Annotated in this window: 20 protein-coding genes; 7 read left to right on the top strand and 13 right to left on the bottom strand. The window is 46.0% G+C overall.

What is annotated here, in order from left to right; translation table 11 throughout:
* Positions 1-33: 33 nt before the first annotated feature.
* The 3 genes from nrdR to J4N45_RS11585 all read right to left on the bottom strand — a co-directional run bounded on the left by nrdR (position 34) and on the right by J4N45_RS11585 (position 1,644).
* Entirely contained in the window at positions 34-483 is a 450-nt protein-coding gene (gene nrdR / locus J4N45_RS11595; protein WP_128649373.1) for a transcriptional regulator NrdR, read from the bottom strand.
* Positions 484-565: 82 nt separating this feature from the next.
* Positions 566-1,351 (bottom strand): tRNA pseudouridine(65) synthase TruC, encoded by a 786-nt coding sequence (truC, locus tag J4N45_RS11590; protein ID WP_252011516.1) that lies wholly within the window; start codon positions 1,349-1,351, stop codon positions 566-568.
* Entirely contained in the window at positions 1,348-1,644 is a 297-nt protein-coding gene (locus J4N45_RS11585; RefSeq protein ID WP_252011515.1) for a YqcC family protein, read from the bottom strand. Before J4N45_RS11585 ends, truC begins: the two co-directional genes overlap by 4 nt.
* 134 nt (positions 1,645-1,778) lie before the next feature.
* Between J4N45_RS11585 and J4N45_RS11580 the strand changes: the two genes are divergently transcribed.
* Together J4N45_RS11580 and J4N45_RS11575 are read left to right on the top strand one after the other, a co-directional pair.
* Positions 1,779-2,828 carry a DUF3549 family protein gene (locus J4N45_RS11580; RefSeq protein WP_252011514.1) on the top strand — a complete coding sequence of 350 codons (1,050 nt, stop codon included), beginning with the start codon at positions 1,779-1,781 and terminating at the stop codon, positions 2,826-2,828.
* A 9-nt stretch (positions 2,829-2,837) separates the two neighbouring features.
* On the top strand, positions 2,838-3,137 hold the full coding sequence (locus tag J4N45_RS11575; RefSeq protein WP_112462101.1) for a DUF3301 domain-containing protein: 300 nt from the start codon (positions 2,838-2,840) through the stop codon (positions 3,135-3,137).
* On the opposite strand, the gene J4N45_RS11570 is transcribed toward J4N45_RS11575, so the two are convergent.
* Positions 3,028-3,606 (bottom strand): GNAT family N-acetyltransferase, encoded by a 579-nt coding sequence (locus J4N45_RS11570; RefSeq protein WP_128649376.1) that lies wholly within the window; start codon positions 3,604-3,606, stop codon positions 3,028-3,030. The genes J4N45_RS11575 and J4N45_RS11570 overlap by 110 nt on opposite strands.
* Positions 3,607-4,434: 828 nt before the next feature.
* Here J4N45_RS11570 and J4N45_RS11565 point away from each other — a divergent pair.
* Together J4N45_RS11565 and J4N45_RS11560 are read left to right on the top strand one after the other, a co-directional pair.
* Positions 4,435-4,722: a hypothetical protein gene (locus J4N45_RS11565; protein ID WP_252011513.1), complete on the top strand. Its 288-nt coding sequence runs from the start codon at positions 4,435-4,437 to the stop codon at positions 4,720-4,722.
* Complete coding sequence (locus J4N45_RS11560) at positions 4,715-5,188, top strand: YaiI/YqxD family protein (protein WP_042496907.1); 474 nt, start codon at positions 4,715-4,717, stop codon at positions 5,186-5,188. The genes J4N45_RS11565 and J4N45_RS11560 overlap by 8 nt, the downstream gene beginning before the upstream one ends.
* A 79-nt stretch (positions 5,189-5,267) precedes the next feature.
* Here J4N45_RS11560 and J4N45_RS11555 read toward each other — a convergent pair whose 3' ends face one another.
* From J4N45_RS11555 to J4N45_RS11530, 6 genes are all read right to left on the bottom strand, one after another.
* On the bottom strand, positions 5,268-6,518 hold the full coding sequence (locus J4N45_RS11555) for a glutamate-5-semialdehyde dehydrogenase (RefSeq protein ID WP_252011512.1): 1,251 nt from the start codon (positions 6,516-6,518) through the stop codon (positions 5,268-5,270).
* A 17-nt stretch (positions 6,519-6,535) separates the two neighbouring features.
* A complete protein-coding gene (proB, locus tag J4N45_RS11550; protein ID WP_252011511.1) occupies positions 6,536-7,672 on the bottom strand; it encodes a glutamate 5-kinase in 1,137 nt (378 codons plus the stop codon).
* Positions 7,673-7,823: 151 nt separating this feature from the next.
* Entirely contained in the window at positions 7,824-8,213 is a 390-nt protein-coding gene (crl, locus tag J4N45_RS11545; protein WP_234495381.1) for a sigma factor-binding protein Crl, read from the bottom strand.
* Positions 8,214-8,342: 129 nt separating this feature from the next.
* Complete coding sequence (gene frsA, locus J4N45_RS11540; RefSeq protein WP_252011510.1) at positions 8,343-9,590, bottom strand: esterase FrsA; 1,248 nt, start codon at positions 9,588-9,590, stop codon at positions 8,343-8,345.
* A 227-nt stretch (positions 9,591-9,817) separates the two neighbouring features.
* A complete protein-coding gene (gpt, locus tag J4N45_RS11535) occupies positions 9,818-10,282 on the bottom strand; it encodes a xanthine phosphoribosyltransferase (RefSeq protein WP_042477599.1) in 465 nt (154 codons plus the stop codon).
* A gap of 31 nt (positions 10,283-10,313) precedes the next feature.
* Entirely contained in the window at positions 10,314-11,606 is a 1,293-nt protein-coding gene (locus tag J4N45_RS11530) for an NCS2 family permease (RefSeq protein WP_042477594.1), read from the bottom strand.
* Between the two features lie 892 nt (positions 11,607-12,498).
* Here J4N45_RS11530 and J4N45_RS11525 point away from each other — a divergent pair.
* The 3 genes from J4N45_RS11525 (at position 12,499) to J4N45_RS11515 (ending at position 14,514) form a co-directional block, all read left to right on the top strand.
* Positions 12,499-13,968: an aminoacyl-histidine dipeptidase gene (locus J4N45_RS11525; RefSeq protein ID WP_252011509.1), complete on the top strand. Its 1,470-nt coding sequence runs from the start codon at positions 12,499-12,501 to the stop codon at positions 13,966-13,968.
* 137 nt (positions 13,969-14,105) lie between these two features.
* The gene (locus J4N45_RS11520; RefSeq protein WP_042477592.1) at positions 14,106-14,312 is read left to right on the top strand and encodes a YaeP family protein; all 207 of its coding nucleotides are present in this window, start codon (positions 14,106-14,108) and stop codon (positions 14,310-14,312) included.
* Between the two features lie 10 nt (positions 14,313-14,322).
* Entirely contained in the window at positions 14,323-14,514 is a 192-nt protein-coding gene (locus tag J4N45_RS11515; protein ID WP_042477590.1) for a DUF4250 domain-containing protein, read from the top strand.
* A gap of 78 nt (positions 14,515-14,592) precedes the next feature.
* Here J4N45_RS11515 and J4N45_RS11510 read toward each other — a convergent pair whose 3' ends face one another.
* The 3 genes from J4N45_RS11510 to J4N45_RS11500 form a co-directional block, all read right to left on the bottom strand.
* The gene (locus J4N45_RS11510) at positions 14,593-15,954 is read right to left on the bottom strand and encodes a sodium-dependent transporter (RefSeq protein ID WP_252014686.1); all 1,362 of its coding nucleotides are present in this window, start codon (positions 15,952-15,954) and stop codon (positions 14,593-14,595) included.
* 434 nt (positions 15,955-16,388) lie between these two features.
* Positions 16,389-17,153 carry a YggN family protein gene (locus J4N45_RS11505; protein ID WP_234495377.1) on the bottom strand — a complete coding sequence of 255 codons (765 nt, stop codon included), beginning with the start codon at positions 17,151-17,153 and terminating at the stop codon, positions 16,389-16,391.
* Between the two features lie 17 nt (positions 17,154-17,170).
* A complete protein-coding gene (locus J4N45_RS11500) occupies positions 17,171-17,647 on the bottom strand; it encodes a GreA/GreB family elongation factor (RefSeq protein ID WP_252011508.1) in 477 nt (158 codons plus the stop codon).
* Between the last annotated feature and the right edge of the window lie 7 nt (positions 17,648-17,654).

Genomic DNA, 17,654 nt, shown 5'->3' with positions numbered 1-17,654 from the left:
TGATCCATACCTATCGTTGAGTGGGGTAAACCGTTAATCTTCTAAGCGAGCGATCTCTTCACCGAACTCGCGAATGTCTTCAAAACTACGGTATACGGATGCAAAGCGAATATAGGCTACCTTGTCTAACTCTTTCAGTTGAGTCATCACCAAGTTACCAATCATCTCACTCGGCACTTCGCGCTCACCGGTGGCACGAAGCTGAGATTCAATGTGACTGATGGCTAGTTCAATAGAGTCGGCGCTCACGGGGCGCTTCTCTAGAGCACGCTGAATGCCACCTACCATTTTATCTTTGTTAAAAGGCTCTCGGTTACCATTGGATTTGATCACTTTTGGCATCACGAGTTCAGCACTCTCAAAGGTGGTGAAACGTTCATTACACGCCAAGCATTGGCGGCGACGACGCACCTGATGGCCATCAGCGACCAGTCTGGAATCGATGACCTTTGTGTCATTTTCAGAACAAAATGGACAATGCATAACACCTCCTATGGTTTAGACCACAGTTTAGCGAAATTTAACCTATTAAGAAATCTACTATTTGACCAGTCAAGTAACGCAATTAGGTGTAATCTTGGATGGCGTCACACTCTTGCCAATCAAATTCGCGAACCAAGCTGCGCCACACGGAATCGAAACTCGCTTTGATGACTACTGGTTCCTGCGTAATTGGGTGTTCGAACTCAAGACAAGACGCGTGCAAGAGTAATCGACGCGCATCATAGTGGTCACGGAACAAACGATTGTGTCTGCCATCACCATGAGTAGTGTCACCGATAATCGGATGACTCAAGTGGTGCATATGGCGACGTAGCTGGTGCTTTCGACCTGTTTTTGGCTTCATCTCCATTAGACAGTAGCGACTGGTTGGGAAGCGCCCTGTTGAGTGAGGAACCTCAACCTTGGCAAGCGGCGCATAAGCGGTGACGGCTGGCTGCGCTTCTTTGTCTTTATCAGCAAATTTATCGGCGATCTTATCCAGCTCAACCTTAAGCGCGTAATCCAACACATCCCCTTCTTCAATCCAGCCGCGGACAATCGCATGATAGGTCTTCTGGATATTGTGCTCAGCAAACATTGGCATCGCTTTTGAGGCGATTTCACTTGATAAAGCGAATAGCAACACGCCTGAAGTTGGCCTATCTAAACGGTGCAAAGGAAAAACGTGCTGCCCTATCTGATCGCGCAAGGTTTGCATCACAAATCGAGTTTCATTCTTATCGAGCCATGAGCGATGCACTAACATACCAGCAGGCTTATTGACGGCAATCAGATAGTCATCGCGATACACGATTTCAAGAGGCTCGATTTGAGTTTCTTCTTGAACCGATTCAATAGATTCACTCATTTCGCTGCCTCATCTATCTGCTTTAACACTAATAAGATCTCATTCAGTTCACTGCGCTGCTTCCAAACTTCTTCGAAGTAAGGGGTGATCTCAAAACCTTTGGGCAAGTCACTTCCCGATTGGAGTAGCACTTCCATTCGTTCAATAAAAATCCATTGCAACCACTCGTGAGGCTCCAATGTGTCTACGGCAAACGGTTGTTGACTGCCAAGTGCTGTCACATCTGGAGATTGCTGTTGCCACAGTGAGTGCTTTTTAAGCAGCTGTTTCAGCTCAATAAGTAATAACTTCATAATTCTATGGGGATCGAGACGAACAGATTCACGACTTTCACTCATCGATATTGAAAATGCTCGTTAATGACTTGAAAATTGGCGATAGAATACCATTTATTGTTCTATACCCAAACCGTACTAGGAACCCCTCCATGGAAACCATTCATACTTTGACGGATCTGTTGCTCAACAGTGGCTGCCAATATCATATTTACGATATCTCTCGACGCGTACAACTGATTGATAATGAACAGTTCGCCGCCGTTGAGCGAGCCAATCAGCCCTACCCGTATCCGATTCAAAGGCAAGCTCAGTTTGCTATTGCTTACTGGAATGAAGAGAAACAGCCTTGGATTTGGTTCCTTAAATTCCAGCTTGATGAGCGTGGTTTGCTAAGCCAAGGCGATGTCGGCCAGTTTCTAAAGTACGTTCTGGAAGCAATGGGGACACGTCTTGGTAAAGAGATGAGCGAAGAGCAACAACAAAAGCTCTCAAACAACCCATTTACGTTTAAGCCAACAGACGACAAGTTAGCTGTCTTCCATAGCCTATTGAGAGCAGAATTGGATCTGACCACCAGCCAATACTATCAGCATGCACGTGACTACTTCCGTGGCGACCTTGGCTGGGATAACTGGCAAACGGTTGGACTGCAAGGCATCACGGATATGGCAGCGAGGCTTGGGCAAGAAGAAAATGGCCGCTTGATCCGCACTAGTTTACGTCACCTTGCCAGCGAGCCCCGCTATGCTCTACTTGGCGCACTTGAACATGTGGCGTTGCCAGAAAAGCTCTCTACAACGCTGCGCGAACTTGCTCAATTTGAATGTGAGTCCGATGAACCGGATCTGTTCTTATTAGCGGCCTATGCCCGCGCGCTATCGGGTGGCAAGCCTGAACAGCTAGAGTCTTTAGTGTCAGAAATTTTGGCCAGTGCGCGTTTGAGTCATCAAGAAGTGCTGATAGCCATTGCAGGCCGTGCATGGCAGCCTCTGACTACTCCAGCCTTAGCCGAGAAGTTCTTGGTACGTTTAGCTCAAACGGGTAACCAAGGCTTGTTTAATCAGTTATTTGCCGATCTGGTGATGATGCCGAGCCTGCGTTTGGTGCTTTTGCCATTGCTGCACTCTAGCCCATCACCAGAGCTGGCAACAGCATTGGTCGCACTGCAACAGGCGGCAACACAAGGAAAAACTCACTAGGAAGGTGAAATGATAGATAATCTTTTGATGATATTGGCGCTGAGCATGTTCTGCTTTGTATTTTGGCAGCAGCGGCGTCAATCTGAGATTGCTAAAGCGGCGGTGACACGTCGCTGTAAAGAGTTAGATCTACAAATGCTGAGCGTTTCGTTTGGCGCGCACAGGCTAAGAGATGCCAACGGCCGATTCGGTTGGCATACTATTTATGAGTTTGAGTTTTCAGCGCTTGGTGACGACTATTATCAAGGTAAGCTGGTGATGAAAGGCTTCCATGTGCTGAATTTTCACTTTCCGGCACACCGAATGTAGATTGGAACTGATAGTACGGACCATGCTCATCTTCCGCTTGTCCGTACTGCTCAAACCCGAGTTTACTCAGCAATCGAATCGAAGAAGCGTGGTCAGTATCGACGTTCGCTTCAAGCCTCTTAAGTCCTAATGTATGAACAGCATCGGGAATAAACGCTCTTAATACCTCTGTTGCAATCCCTTTGTTCCAGTATTGCTTATCAAAGATATAGCCTATCTCTCCTTCACCTTCTGCTCCACGCTCAATGAAAATATGCCCCATATAATCGCGCGTACGCAGATCCAGTGCCGCCATCGCATAGAACTTTGAATCGCTCAGTATGGATTGAAACAATCGGCGCGCAGTGGCTAGGGTATGAGGACCATTCATGTGTTTACGATTTTTCGCGCACACGTTAAGCATCAGAAAATCCGACTCTAAATAGTCGGTATAGGGGACGAGAATGGTTCTGCGAGTAACTATTGTCATTGACTTCCTTTTCGTAACTAAATACCCAAGTAACCTGATATAGGCTTTAGACTCTGTGTTCTTTAGATTAAGTGCGACACTTGCATGAGAAGTATGAAAGTTAGGGTTTATAAATAAGAAAAGCCCCAACACTTGCGTATTGGGGCTATAGTCTTACTCGCAGCAGTCCGGCTACTAAAAATGCTCCATGCATCATCCGTAATAGTGGCTGAATCCTTCAGCTATATCCATTCGTCGCCGTCCTAGCGGTGTCCATCTCATCCAATGACGCTAACCATCCCAGTCAGCTCGCTTCACTTGTTCCTTGAGCGGTGTCCTTGACCATCATCCTGATGGGGTTCCTACACTCTTCCTGAGCGTGTCCATTTCCTTAAAAATCACCGTCCTGATGATTGTTCGCTTCCCGCGCTATCCTAACTTCCTTGCTGGTTACGTTTCCCTTGGTAACCAAATCTTCTTCCTGAAGATGACCTTCCAATGTCATTCCTGTTCCGTGTCAGCATCCTTCCGACAGGTTCTAATTTACCCTAATGGCGATTCTGGACAATCTACCCAATACAATTTTTTTTGCATCGACACTGTTAAAATAAGGTTAATTATCTTATTAAACATATGCTTAAGTATTTTTTCTTCCAAATTTCTGGCGATCTTTTCTCTTTATCTCACAGCTCGTGTGAGAGATCTCGCACAGTGCGTTTCCAAATTGGCTAATGTCTTAGATTTACTCGCTTAAAGTGACTGGTGATGCTCGTCACATAAGCTCCGCCTGTACCTCCCTTAGATTCGAAGGTACTATTAACGGAAAGCCTATTTAACGGAATAACCACCATGATTACCAAAGATGTCTCTGCTGAGATTGAAGCTGCAATCAGCTCATTGCACGCCGAGGGAAAAGAGCCGACCGTCGCCCTAGTAAAAGCGCGTTTGAAGACAAAAGTACCTATGCCTGCGCTGATCACTGTGATCAAATCTTGGAAGAGCAGTCAGCACGTACCTAAAGTAGAAATCGCAGCTGAAAAGGCCGAGCAACCTCTCGAGCTAAGAGTGAAAGAATTAGAACAGCAAGTTGCCGCGCTAACTCAGCGATTAGCTGCATTGGAGCAATCTCGTGACTGAGCCGTTAAAACAAGCTGTTAAGATTTGGGTCGATGCCGATGCGTGCCCAAAAGTGATTCGAGAAACACTGTGCCGCGCAGCCGAGCGTACTGGCTTAACCTGCACCTTTGTGGCTAACCACAGTGTGCCCGTACCGAAACGAGACAATATCCACTCACTGACCGTACCTGCTGGGTTTGACATTGCGGACAATGAAATCGTGAAAAGAGTCAACGCCGGTGACTTGGTTATTACCTCTGATATTCCTTTGGCAGATGAAGTCATCACAAAAAACGCTGTGGCGCTCAGCCCACGCGGTGAGCTTTACACCAAAGATACGATTAAGGCACGCCTCAATATTCGTGACTTTATGGATACCATGCGCTCGAGTGGCGTTCAAACTGGCGGTCCTGCGCCACTTGGGCAAACAGAGCGCCGCGAGTTTGCTAATCATTTGGATAGGTTCCTGGCAAGAGCTACTCGCTAGGTTGAGTTTGCTATCTCCAGACAAAAAAAGAGTCAGTCGATATTCGACTGACTCTTTTAGTATTCAACCTAATTTAAGCTTAAGGACGCGGTAAGTAATCCGCTTTACCCACCCACTTGTAGCTAGTCAGCTCTTCTAAGCCCATAGGGCCGCGAGCGTGCAGTTTCTGCGTCGATACCGCAACCTCGGCACCAAGGCCAAATTGAGCACCATCAGTAAAGCGTGTGGAGGCATTCACGTACACAGCGGCTGAGCCAACAGAGTTAATGAACTTCTCTGAGTTAACCAGGCTATTGGTCATGATAGCGTCTGAGTGGCTAGCGTTATGAACGCGCATGTGATCAATGGCTTCTTCAACATCTGCCACGACTTTCACACCTAAGGTGAAACTTAGCCATTCGGTATCGAAGTCACCTTCGCCCGCATCGCGCAGATCCTCAGCGCCTGCCAAGATAGCTTTCGCCTTTGGCTCTGCAACTAATGATACCTTGCCTTTAAGACGCTCAGCGATCATAGGTAAGAATTCACCCGCAACTTTCTCGTGCACCAATAGAGTGTCTAAAGAGTTACATGCCGATGGACGCTGTACTTTTGAGTTCTCAACCACATCCAAAGAGCGAGCGAGGTCAGCGCTGTCATCCACGAAGATATGACTGATACCAAAGCCACCGATGATAACTGGGATGTTGCTGTTCTCTTTACACATTTTGTGTAGACCAGCACCACCACGCGGGATGATCATATCCACGTAGTCATCCAGTTTAAGCAGCTGCGAGACAAGTTCACGGTCCGGTTTTTCGATGTACTGTACCGATGCTGCAGGCAGACCCGCTTTATCAAGCGCCGACTGAATCACTTTAACCAGTTCCATGTTGGAGAAGAAGGTCTCTTTACCACCACGTAGGATGCTAGCATTACCTGTTTTTAAACATAGCGCTGCAATGTCGATAGTCACGTTTGGACGCGCTTCATAAATCACGCCAACCACACCAAGTGGTACACGGCGACGTGAAAGGCTCATGCCATTCTCAAGCACTTTACTATCAATCTCACTGCCTACAGGATCAGACAGGGTGATAACGTTACGAACGTCATCAGCGATACCTTTTAATCGCTGTTCGTTCAGCAGTAGGCGGTCAAGTAGTGCCTCTGTCAGACCGGCTTCACGGCCTAGGTCGATATCTTTCGCGTTAGCTGCCAAAATGACGTCTGCATTCGCTTCAAGTTCATCGGCGATGATTTGCAGTGCGCGATTCTTTTGCGCCGTTGACGCAGTCGCCAAAGCAAAGCTAGCTTGCTTCGCGTTTTGGCCTAGTTTAATCATATCCATAACGGTTCCCTTTATTCTTAATCTTGAATGACGACCATATCGTCGCGATGAATCACTTCTGCACCATAATCATAGCCGAGCGTATCCGCGATTTCTTTACTGTGCTTGCCCGCTATTTTGGACAAGTCTGCGTCGGAGTAGCCACAAATTCCTTTTGCCACTAAAGCTCCGTCATTGGTCGTCACACGTACCACTTCACCACGAGCGAAGCGGCCTGAAACTTTTATTACCCCTTTGGCAAGTAGGCTACTGCCTTTGCCAATCACTGCATTCACCGCACCTGAGTCGATAACAATGTTACCGGTTGCGGCAGGACCTGCGAGTATCCAACGTTTACGATTTTCCAATGCCTCTGGCAAGGGTAAGAAACGAGTACCTTGAGGCTCATCGGATAGCGAATCAAATACCACGTTTTCTGCGCTACCCGCTGCAATGATAACTTCGATACCTGCGCGGCGCGCAATATCTGCCGCTTGCAGCTTCGTCGCCATTCCACCTGTACCAAGTGTCGTACCGCTACCACCTGCTATTTTACGAAGCGTCTCATCAATAGTCGTCACTTCGCGAATCAGTTCAGCATTCGGGTCTTTACGCGGATCGGCAGTAAACAAACCACGCTGGTCAGTAAGCAACAACAGCTTATCTGCACCACACAAGATGCCGACCAATGCCGATAGATTATCGTTATCGCCAACCTTGATCTCACTCGTCGCTACCGCATCGTTTTCGTTGACGACAGGGATGATGTCATTTTCAACCAAAGCGTTGATCGTATCGCGTGCATTAAGAAATCGCTCACGGTCCTCTAGATCGGCGCGCGTTAGCAGCATTTGCCCGATTTTAAGCCCGTAGATAGCAAACAAAGACTCCCAAACCTGAATAAGTTGGCTTTGACCAACGGCTGCTAATAGCTGTTTGCTCGCCATCGTTTTGGGAAGTTCGGGGTAACCTAGGTGCTCGCGACCAGCCGCAATAGCACCTGACGATACCATCACTACTGAGTGGCCAAGCTTTTTAAGCTCAGCACATTGTCTGACGAGTTCAACCATATGCGCTTTGTTAAGCGCTAGGGAACCACCTGTTAGGACACTGGTACCTAACTTCACCACTACCGTTTTTTTGTCGGTAGATTGACGAGTATTATCCGTTGTCATCTCTGCTTGTTTGACGTGAAAAGTTTAATAGGGAGTGATGTTTTAGCAATCAAACATCATTTGTACAAGTAAAAAAGCGGTAGGAAGGGAAAAGAGGCGCAAAAAAGGTCTCAATGCTGATTTGATAGGCATTGAGACCGGATTTCTAGTACTAAACGAACTCTACTGAATCATCGTGAATTGACACGCTCAGCTCGAACTTCTCACTGAGTGTCTTCACCAATTTTTCATGAAACACTTCTTGCGTTCGATTTATCTCACTAACTGCCGATTTTGGTGCAGATTCTAAAATCCATTCACCCGTCTGATTGTAACGGCCGATCTGGTACGTCGCTTCAAACTGGTCTTCAACTAAGGTTAAGTCTAACCACCAGCCCCAAAACTCTCGATCTTCTGGAGACTTGGTGTCATCAACGCACACAGACAGGCAATCAAAATGATATGCACCGTCTTTACATAAGGTTTCTCTCAAATATGGTCCGATAGCTTTTAAGGCTGCAACTAAGCGATAATGAGTAGGGTTTTTAGCCGCTTCTGACATAGTGAAACTCCGTTTCTATATGAAAATAGTTGTAAAGATGAAATAGCGATAATTCTTATAGGATAATTATAGTTTTATCATATGCTTGATTACATACTGATTTCATATTTAACTAATTCCACACAAATGTCACCTTAAAAGTTCGTCCTCCAACCACTTAATCGCCATTTCGAGGGATTGCGCATACCCTTTTGCAATGCCCTTCGACGGAATCTGTTTCGACTTTCCATACTGGCTAAACATAGCAAGCAGGCGGTTGTCTGATATCGGCGAGACAATATCGCCTTCCATACTCATCGCCAAGATAGGCACTTTAGTGCGACGTGACGACAAGAACCCTTGCACTTTAAGTGACCAGGCCGTGAGTTGCCCTGCCAGACTATTAATATCCACTGCATCTTTACCAATGCGAGATGCCAACATATCTAGGTACATCTTTGGCATAGATTGGATGATTTGCGGAGAAGCCAAGCAGTGATGGATTGGCGCTCCAAGTGTTACGCAGGCTTTGATTTTTTCTGGCTCTAGAAATGAGAGGCGAGCCATAGCATTACCACCGAATCGGAAACCCAGCACCCCTACTTTGAAATGGTCGACCCAAGGAATATTAGGAAGCTCATTTAACACAGCCTGGTGCAGACATGACGTATCCTCGGTCAGCGGCCAATGAGAGCTGTGCCCTATTGATGGCATATCGACAGTCAGCATAGCGATACCCGCCGGCGCTAGATAATCTCGGAACAAACGCCACATATCTGTTTGCAGAGAATCAAGGCCTGCACTCACGATCACAACAGGTTGGGGTTTTTCAGTGCTCACCAAGTGGAGGTTGGCGGTAATCCGCTTATTTTTATATGGGACCTCTACCTGCTTGATAATATGACTGGTGTGTTTGGCCGCTTCGTTGTAAGCGTTATTCGCCAACACTTGAGCCTGCAAGGCTAGGTTGTCATTTTTCAGGTGTGGGTAGCCAGCGATACTAAAGCTCAATGAGGCCTTAAACAGCTCTTCTGCTGCAGCATCACCTGTAAGGTCGTTGGCTCGCTTTTGGTGAAGCATCCCAAGCTTGGTCCACTCATAGTTCCAGTTACCGCCGTGGTAGCCCATAACCGTATCGAGCCACTCATCTATTGTTCTTGAGTGATCAGAAGACGCAATTTTGGCAAGTGTCTCTTCCAACTCGATAGGGTCAATACCTTGCCATGCCCATTGCAGACGCAACAGGTTCCGGTACCAAGAACTCGGGTTCTCAGCGCGGCGGCGCTCAAGAATTTCCATGCTACTTGGCATATATCGAATGAGATGGGAGGTTTCCTTTGCTTGTTTGTTCTTTTCAAACAAGGTTTCGGAGATATTTTTACTGACTTCTTCAGACATACGCGCACCAACTATTACGATTACAGCATCAATATAATCGAATAATCATCATTATTCAGGGGTTTTATCGACATTTTAACGTGGTTCTATCGCTGTTAGTGACTTGGTTTGTTAAATATCTGAAATCCATGTTTCAGGGTTGACGACGGTTGATTGCAAATATGCTGGATTTCGAGCAAAAAAAAACCGCAACTTGGAAAAGTTGCGGTTTTTTTAAACATCACTGTTTACTTTTGCTTACGGTTAATTGGCTCAACGTAAGACAGTGCCATATCCCATGGCTGCTCGATCCAACAATCTTGGTCGATATCAACAATGTACTCGTCAACTAGCTCTACACCAGCTGGCTTAGCGCACACGGTTACTAGCTTAGCTTTCGGGTACATCTCACGGATTTTGCGTGCTGTGTCGCCGCTGTCCACAAGATCATCAACGATTAGGTAACCTTCACCGTCGTGCTCTGGAGCTTTAAGTACAGTCATATCACGTTGGTGATCGTGGTCGTAACTTGAGATACATACTGTATCTACATAACGAATACCTAGCTCACGAGCTAGAATCGCTGCTGGCACTAGACCGCCACGACTTACACCGATAATGCCTTTCCACTGTTCCGCTGGCATTTGACGCTCAGCGAGTTGACGGCAATATGCGTGCATATTGTCCCAAGTGATGATGAATTTGTTAGCCATAATAATAACCTAATTAAACCGTATTCGAGACTTAAGCAGCCACAATGTACTTGATGACAAAGATTGCAGACATTACCCAAACACTCATGGATACGTCGCGACCTTTACCACTCAGTGCTTTAATAGCAGCATAAGCGATGAAGCCAAGTGAGATACCTTCTGCAATTGAGAATGTGAAAGGCATCAGCAAACAAGTCACAACAACCGGCGCCGCTTCAGTAATGTCTCTCCAGTCAATACCGACTAGACCTGACATCATTAGAATTGCTACATAGAATAGCGCACCCGCAGTTGCGTAAGCTGGGATCATACCCGCCAAAGGCGAGAAGAATAATGCAAGTACAAACAAAATGCCAACAACTACTGCAGTCAGACCAGTACGACCACCTGCTGCAACACCAGCAGTACTTTCTACATAAGAAGTGGTGTTTGATGTACCTAGTAGCGCACCTACTGATGTTGCTGTTGAGTCAGCCAGTAGTGCTTTATTTAGACGTGGGATTTTGCCGTCTTTACCGATAAGGTCAGCTTTTTGCGCTACACCAACTAGCGTGCCCGCCGTGTCGAACAAGTCAACAAATAGGAAAGCAAACACAACAGAAATCATACCTATCTCGAACACAGCCGAGAAATCAAGCTGCATGAAGGTTGGCGCGATGCTTGGTGGTGTAGACATGATGCCGCCCCACTGAACGTCACCAAAAATCAGACCAAGACCTGTTACGGCTAGAATCGCAATCATTACCGCACCTTTCACGCCACGGTGAACAAGAGCAATAGTAATGAAGAAGCCAACAGCCGCTAGCGTTGCTGGAAGAGAAGTGATGTGACCTAGAGACACAAGTGTCGCTGGGTTATCAACCACAATACCTGCGTTTTTCAGCGCGATAAGCGCCAGGAACAAACCAATACCTGCAGAGATACCTGTTCGAAGCGACATTGGAATCGAGTTAATGATCCACTCACGGATCTTAAACACGCTCAAAAGAATGAACAAGATACCAGAGCAGAATACTGCTGCCAGTGCCACTTGCCATGTGTAACCCATACCCAGTACGACTGCGTAGGTAAAGAAAGCATTCAGGCCCATGCCTGGTGCTTGTGCGATTGGGTAGTTTGCTACAAAACCCATAATGAAACAGCCGATAGCAGCTGCCAAACAGGTTGCAACAAATACTGCGCCGCGATCCATGCCTGCGTCAGCAAGAATTGCTGGGTTAACAAAAATAATGTAAGCCATCGTCAGGAACGTAGTGATACCTGCGATAATCTCAGTGCGCACTGTTGTGCCGTTTTCACTGAGCTTGAACAGCCTTTCGAGCATAATCGAATCCCTAAAAGTGTAAAAAGTAAACGGTTGCGTAAACGATTGGCGCGAATTATAAGGTTATCAAAACGCAAATTCCAGCTAGAATTTTCACTCTAAACAGCGAATTATCCTCTTGATATGAAACTCATATGGTAACGATCACTAACAATTTGAAATAGTTACCGAGAAAGCGCCCTTTTCCATCATAGCGACTAACCAAGACAACTGCGCAAAAAGTAGCCACACTTTTTGAGATAAAGGCGGCATTTCACGGAAAAAAGGCAAAAAAAACGCCACTCATATGAGTGGCGGTAGAATAATTTGGTCATCAATTGGGGTATGTAACCAACTATAAATTCTTCAAAATAGGGGGAAAACGTATCGCTTATCTACCGTAGTAGACGTTGTACGCGAAGTCTTTTGTGTATACGTTTTGATTCGTCCAAAACATCGCGCTTGCTAAACCTTTCATAACATCACCTTCTAACAAAACAAATAGTGGAAAAACGTTGCTTTGAGTCTCGGTTCCTTGGAGGCGATAAATCGGGCTCTGTCCGTGAGCATTGTGTTGATTCTCTCAACTGGTGAAAAGAATACCATATCGGATTAAAATTACAACCACAAAGATGATCAAAGTCACAAATATTTCATTTAACCTATCAAAAACCACAAATTCTGTAATTTTATTACGGATATTAATGTCATTAGTATGCATTGGCGCACACTATGCCAGTCACGAAAGTTGACATGACCCATTACATTATCTCTTCGGTTTCACTACTAGATGTTTACAACTAGTGGTATCCTTTGCTTTGTCTTTAATAAGCTAGAAATCCAGATGTTCACACCGTGAATTTAAACATCTGACGAAGAACAACCTAGCAAAGCCCGAATAAAGGAGAGTTCTGTGTCTGAATTCCACTCTGAAATCAGTAAGTTGTCACCAGCCCCAGTATGGCAATTTTTTGACAAAATCTGCTCAATCCCTCATCCATCAAAACATGAAGAAGCACTAGCACAGTACATTATTGGCTGGGCAAAAGAGCAAGGTCTTGATGTTAAACGTGACACAACGGGTAACGTATTCATCAAAAAGCCGGCAACAGTTGGTATGGAAAACAAGAAAGGTGTGGTTCTACAGGCACACATTGATATGGTTCCTCAGAAAAACGAAGATACCGATCACGACTTCACTGTTGATGCTATCCAACCATACATTGATGGCGAGTGGGTAACCGCGAAAGGCACGACTTTGGGTGCCGATAACGGTATCGGCATGGCTACGTGCCTAGCCGTTCTTGCGTCTAACGATATCAAACACGGCCCTCTGGAAGTGCTGCTAACCATCGACGAAGAAGCTGGCATGACGGGTGCGTTCGGTCTTGAGGCGGGTTGGCTTGAAGGCGATATCCTTTTAAACACTGACTCAGAGCAAGAAGGCGAAGTCTACATGGGCTGTGCTGGCGGTATCGACGCAGCGCTTACCTTTGACATCGCACGTGAATCTGCACCACAGGGTTATGTTGCTCGCCAACTAACACTAAAAGGTCTAAAAGGCGGTCACTCTGGCTGTGATATCCACACCGGTCGCGGTAACGCAAACAAACTACTAGGTCGCTTCCTAGCGGGTCATGCGAAAGAGCTTGACGCTCGTCTTATCGAGTTCCGCGGCGGCAGCCTTCGCAACGCAATCCCGCGCGAAGGTTTCGTTACTCTGGCGCTACCAGAAGAGAACCTAGCTAAGCTAGATGAACTATACAGCTTCTACACTGAGCTATTAAAATCTGAGCTTGGTGCTATTGAGACTGACATCGTGTCATTCAACGAAGCTGCGGATCTCGCTGATGTGTTTGCCTCTGAATCTCAAACGCGCTTCATCGCAGCACTTAACGCATGTCCAAATGGTGTTATCCGCATGAGCGATGACATCGAAGGTGTTGTAGAAACGTCTCTTAATGTTGGCGTCATCACGACCCAAACAGACAAAGTTGAAGTACTTTGCTTGATCCGTTCACTTATCGACTCTGGTCGCTCTCAAGTTGAAGGCATGCTGGCGTCTGTCGCTGAGCTTGCAGGTGCGACGATTGAGTGCTCTGGTGCTTACCCAGGCTGGAAACCTGATCCTGAGTCAGAGATCATGGCTATCTTCCGCGATATGTACGAAGGTATCTACGGTCATAAACCAAACATCATGGTGATCCACGCTGGTCTAGAATGTGGTCTGTTTAAAGAACCTTATCCAAACATGGACATGGTATCTTTCGGTCCAACTATCAAGTTCCCACACTCTCCTGACGAGAAGGTGAAGATTGATACGGTTGAGCTATTCTGGAACCAAATGGTTGCACTGCTTGAAGCGATTCCAGCTAAAGCGTAATCCAACCAGTTAAGCCAATAAAAAGCCGATGTTTAACCAAAACATCGGCTTTTTTGTTTCATATCAAACGCCAGTTTTGTGTTTCGAATACAGCCTGTGTATATTGAGACCAGTTATCATTTATAGAGAAAGACACTATGCAAGTTTACGGTTGTTGCGAATTGGTTCGTGAAATTTATGCTCAGATTGGCAGTGGCGATCAGGCTTACATCCCTCAGGCGATCTCTTGCGCGGTTCGTGCGCTTAATGATGTCGCAGCAGATGAAAATCTACCGAAAGACGTTCGTGAAAAAGCCGCTTTTGCTGCCGCTAACCTTCTGATTTCAGATTTCGAAGACAAATAGAGACCTCACCATGAATCTAGCCAATTTTGAAACGATGGATCCGGTTATGCTGATGAGCATCGTCAACATGAAGTTGAGAGATGACTTTGGTGGCGATTTGGATAAGCTGGTGAATTACTTCGATATCAGTAAGTCAGCGTTGGTAGAGAAGCTGGCGAGCGCTGGTTTTGATTTCTTACCAGAAGCGGGTCAGTTCCGCTAGAGCTCCTAATTCATAGAATACAAAAACCGCCAAGTTATACTTGGCGGTTTTTCTTTTGGTTTAAGGGTTCATTAGCGTCTAGCCAAACGATGCCCAAATAACGGTTACCACTAATACCGGACAGATAAATTTTACGTAGAAGGGCCAAACCTTTCCAAACCAACCTAACTGAAAGTCTGGACAACCTTGCTCTAGCTCTTTGACTTTGCCAGCTCGGCTCCAAACCCAACCGCCAAATAAGCAGAACAACAATGCCGCTATTGGCTGCAGGTACTGTGTCGCAATCATTGCAACCAAACCAAATAGGTCGCCGAAATTAAACACGATATAAATACTAAACAGCGCAATAGCAGCGCCTAACACCCAACTGGTCTTCTTACGTCCTGTGTTAAAGCGCTCATCTACCAGTGCCACTGGGCACTCAAGCATAGAAATAGAAGACGTAAGCGCCGCGATCGTTAGAAGAAGAAAAAACACCACCGAGAATACAAGACCAAGTAGGCCCAAGGACTCAAACATTAAAGGTAATACCGTAAACACGAGCGTATCTGAGCTCAGTAAAGCACCATCTTCAGCATAAATCTGAACGCCTTTTTGCATCGCCACAAACATCGCAGGCATAACAACAAGTCCGGCAATAAAGGCGACAGAAGTATCTACCAGGGTCACATTCATCGCCATCTTCGGAAGATTCTCTTTCTTAGATAAGTAAGACCCGTAGATAAGCATCGAGCAGCCACCGATTGTCAGTGAAAAGAAGCCCTGCCCCATCGCTGCTAGGATTAGCTTTCTATCCCATACCTTCTCAAAATCAGGGATAAGATAGTGTTTTAAACCTTCCATCGCACCTTGCTGCATCATGATGTAGACGAACAGCAAAGCGAAAAGAATGAATAGCGATGGCATTAAGCGAGTCGACCACTTTTCAATGCCCTGTTTCACACCACCTTGGACAATCAATACCGTCAGAAGATAGAAAAGGACAGTACCAAATACATTACGCTCGACGCTAAAGCCTTTGAACCAATCCGCAAGTCCATTCGCACCAACGATTTCAGCCAGCGCACCGAAGAGAAAGCAAATTAACCAACCGCCAACGATTGAGTAGAATGCTAGTACCGCGCAAGGCACCATCAAGCCAATCCAACCGACTAAACCACCCAGTCGCTTGCCTAGCGGGTGATTGGTCAGTGATTTCATACTGTCTACTGGGTTCGCTTGACCATGACGACCAATCGCCATTTCGACCACCAGCATTGGAAATGCAACCACCAATATCATGACTAAGTAGACAAGCAGGAATGCCCCGCCGCCATTGCTCGCTGCCTGGGTTGGAAATCCCCAAATATTGCCTAAACCAACCGCTGCACCCGCAGCAGCCAGAATAAAGCCTAATCGAGATCCAAAATGCTCTCTTGGAGCTGTCGTTGAGTTTGAAATATCCACTGCAATTTATTCTTACGTACTAGTTTGCTGGTACGTTAAGATAAAAGTCGGGATTTGGCAATTTATTTGGTTAGATCGGCCAATGTTGATGAGTTTTGCGACCGTAAGTATTAATTTACGAGCATTAGTCAGGACAAGTCCGATTCGTTGGTTGTTGCTATCTTTTTTGGGGTCACACTGTTACCTATGTGGCCGGTTTAAAGTGTTACCTATGTGACTACAGTGCACAGCTCCTGTAATTCCTGTGCTTACAGGAATCTATTTGAGACTAGGAGATCGCTTTGAGAAGACCCCTGCGTGCGCAGGCGCACGGCTAGTGGGGTGACGGCAGTTTTTGGAGTGACGGCCATTTTGAGTGCATTCATTCTAGAGATTCGTCATTCCTGCGCAGGCAGGAATCTACTCAAGGCTTGATGCAGACTTAAAGGCTAGATAGTAAACACCTGATAATCCTTCAACTCAGGAATCTTTTTGTGAAGCTGTTGCTCTTCCTCAGCAACATCATTAAGCGAGTCGCAATAGTCCTTAGCTTGTTTTTGAAGTGACTCTGATTGTTGCTCTAGCGTGCCCGACATACGCTCTTTGAGTTCATTATACTGCTTAGACAGTTCTGTCAGATTTAGGCTACCTTCTTGCTGCATCTTTTCTTGAAGTGCAGTGAATGCGCTACTCATAAATTCTTTGTTGAACACTTCTTTTGCTTTCGCTAAGTCCTGCTCCCAGTTATCCATAAATGAGCTAAACGCATCTGACTGTAAAACAAACTCATCACCTTGCTGGTAACGAGATTGAACATCGGCAAAAAACTCAGCGAGTGCGGTCTTAACATTATTGAACGCTTCGGAGTCATCAAAACTTGCGGCAACATCATCGATAAGATCGTTGGTAATAGCTAAACCACTTGCCGCTAGCTCTTTTGCTTTAGGTACATAGGTATTCATGTTCTCTCGATAGCTATCGAGCGCTTTTTGCTGAGCTGAATCTAGGGTAACTTGCTCACCATTGATAAACAGGTTGTTGTTTTCATCAATCAGCACGCGAGACGAGGCAGCATCGTTAACCACTTCGACTTGTTCACCATTTAAATGAACTTCATTCTTTATATCGACTCCACACTGCCCTAACGCATAGGCATTGGGAACGGTGAAAAATAAACTCGTAGCAACAATACCAAAACGGGTTTTAATGTTCATTTGATGTCCCTTCCCTACTAGCAAACTGAGATAATATCATAGACGCGGCGCTGATCTCCGATGGGGACACTAACCTCATCGTCTACAACACCACCTTTAAGCGCTTTCCCCAAAGGTGAGTGCGGTGTCACTACCACCACGCTTTCGTTAGCTAGCTTAGCACCACCTGCCGTAGGCAACAGAAAATAGTAGCTGTGTTCTTCATTGACGTCTTCTAACTCGACCAATGCCCCCAAGGATATTGCACTATCACTGGCTAAATCATTCAACGTAAACGACTTCAACATTGTGATGTCGCGCCTGATTTCTTCTAATCGCATCGCTTGTCCGTGGGCAAGATAAGACGCCTCTAATGCTAGCGTGTCGTATTTATGCTCAGGCACCGTTTCTTCGTTCGTCGCCGCATCTACTGTCTGCTCCATCGCAGAATTTAAGGTGGTGATTTGCTGTTCGAGCTGTTCAATGAGTTCGTCAATGAGTACCTGCTTATCCATGTTTCTC

The organism is Vibrio sp. SCSIO 43140, assembly GCF_023716585.1.
Taxonomy (GTDB): domain Bacteria; phylum Pseudomonadota; class Gammaproteobacteria; order Enterobacterales; family Vibrionaceae; genus Vibrio; species Vibrio maritimus_B.
Note: the sequence above shows the minus strand (reverse complement) of the source record. Positions and strands in the feature narration are given on the sequence as shown.

Bases quoted from the DNA above. Each gene is read 5' to 3' on its own strand.
- nrdR (WP_128649373.1), bottom strand. From the start codon at position 483: ATGCATTGTCCATTTTGTTCTGAAAATGACACAAAGGTCATCGATTCC.
- truC (WP_252011516.1), bottom strand. From the start codon at position 1,351: ATGAGTGAATCTATTGAATCGGTTCAAGAAGAAACTCAAATCGAGCCT.
- J4N45_RS11585 (WP_252011515.1), bottom strand. From the start codon at position 1,644: ATGAAGTTATTACTTATTGAGCTGAAACAGCTGCTTAAAAAGCACTCA.
- J4N45_RS11580 (WP_252011514.1), top strand. From the start codon at position 1,779: ATGGAAACCATTCATACTTTGACGGATCTGTTGCTCAACAGTGGCTGC.
- J4N45_RS11575 (WP_112462101.1), top strand. From the start codon at position 2,838: ATGATAGATAATCTTTTGATGATATTGGCGCTGAGCATGTTCTGCTTT.
- J4N45_RS11570 (WP_128649376.1), bottom strand. From the start codon at position 3,606: ATGACAATAGTTACTCGCAGAACCATTCTCGTCCCCTATACCGACTAT.
- J4N45_RS11565 (WP_252011513.1), top strand. From the start codon at position 4,435: ATGATTACCAAAGATGTCTCTGCTGAGATTGAAGCTGCAATCAGCTCA.
- J4N45_RS11555 (WP_252011512.1), bottom strand. From the start codon at position 6,518: ATGGATATGATTAAACTAGGCCAAAACGCGAAGCAAGCTAGCTTTGCT.
- proB (WP_252011511.1), bottom strand. From the start codon at position 7,672: ATGACAACGGATAATACTCGTCAATCTACCGACAAAAAAACGGTAGTG.
- crl (WP_234495381.1), bottom strand. From the start codon at position 8,213: ATGTCAGAAGCGGCTAAAAACCCTACTCATTATCGCTTAGTTGCAGCC.
- frsA (WP_252011510.1), bottom strand. From the start codon at position 9,590: ATGTCTGAAGAAGTCAGTAAAAATATCTCCGAAACCTTGTTTGAAAAG.
- gpt (WP_042477599.1), bottom strand. From the start codon at position 10,282: ATGGCTAACAAATTCATCATCACTTGGGACAATATGCACGCATATTGC.
- J4N45_RS11530 (WP_042477594.1), bottom strand. From the start codon at position 11,606: ATGCTCGAAAGGCTGTTCAAGCTCAGTGAAAACGGCACAACAGTGCGC.
- J4N45_RS11520 (WP_042477592.1), top strand. From the start codon at position 14,106: ATGCAAGTTTACGGTTGTTGCGAATTGGTTCGTGAAATTTATGCTCAG.
- J4N45_RS11515 (WP_042477590.1), top strand. From the start codon at position 14,323: ATGAATCTAGCCAATTTTGAAACGATGGATCCGGTTATGCTGATGAGC.
- J4N45_RS11505 (WP_234495377.1), bottom strand. From the start codon at position 17,153: ATGAACATTAAAACCCGTTTTGGTATTGTTGCTACGAGTTTATTTTTC.
- J4N45_RS11500 (WP_252011508.1), bottom strand. From the start codon at position 17,647: ATGGATAAGCAGGTACTCATTGACGAACTCATTGAACAGCTCGAACAG.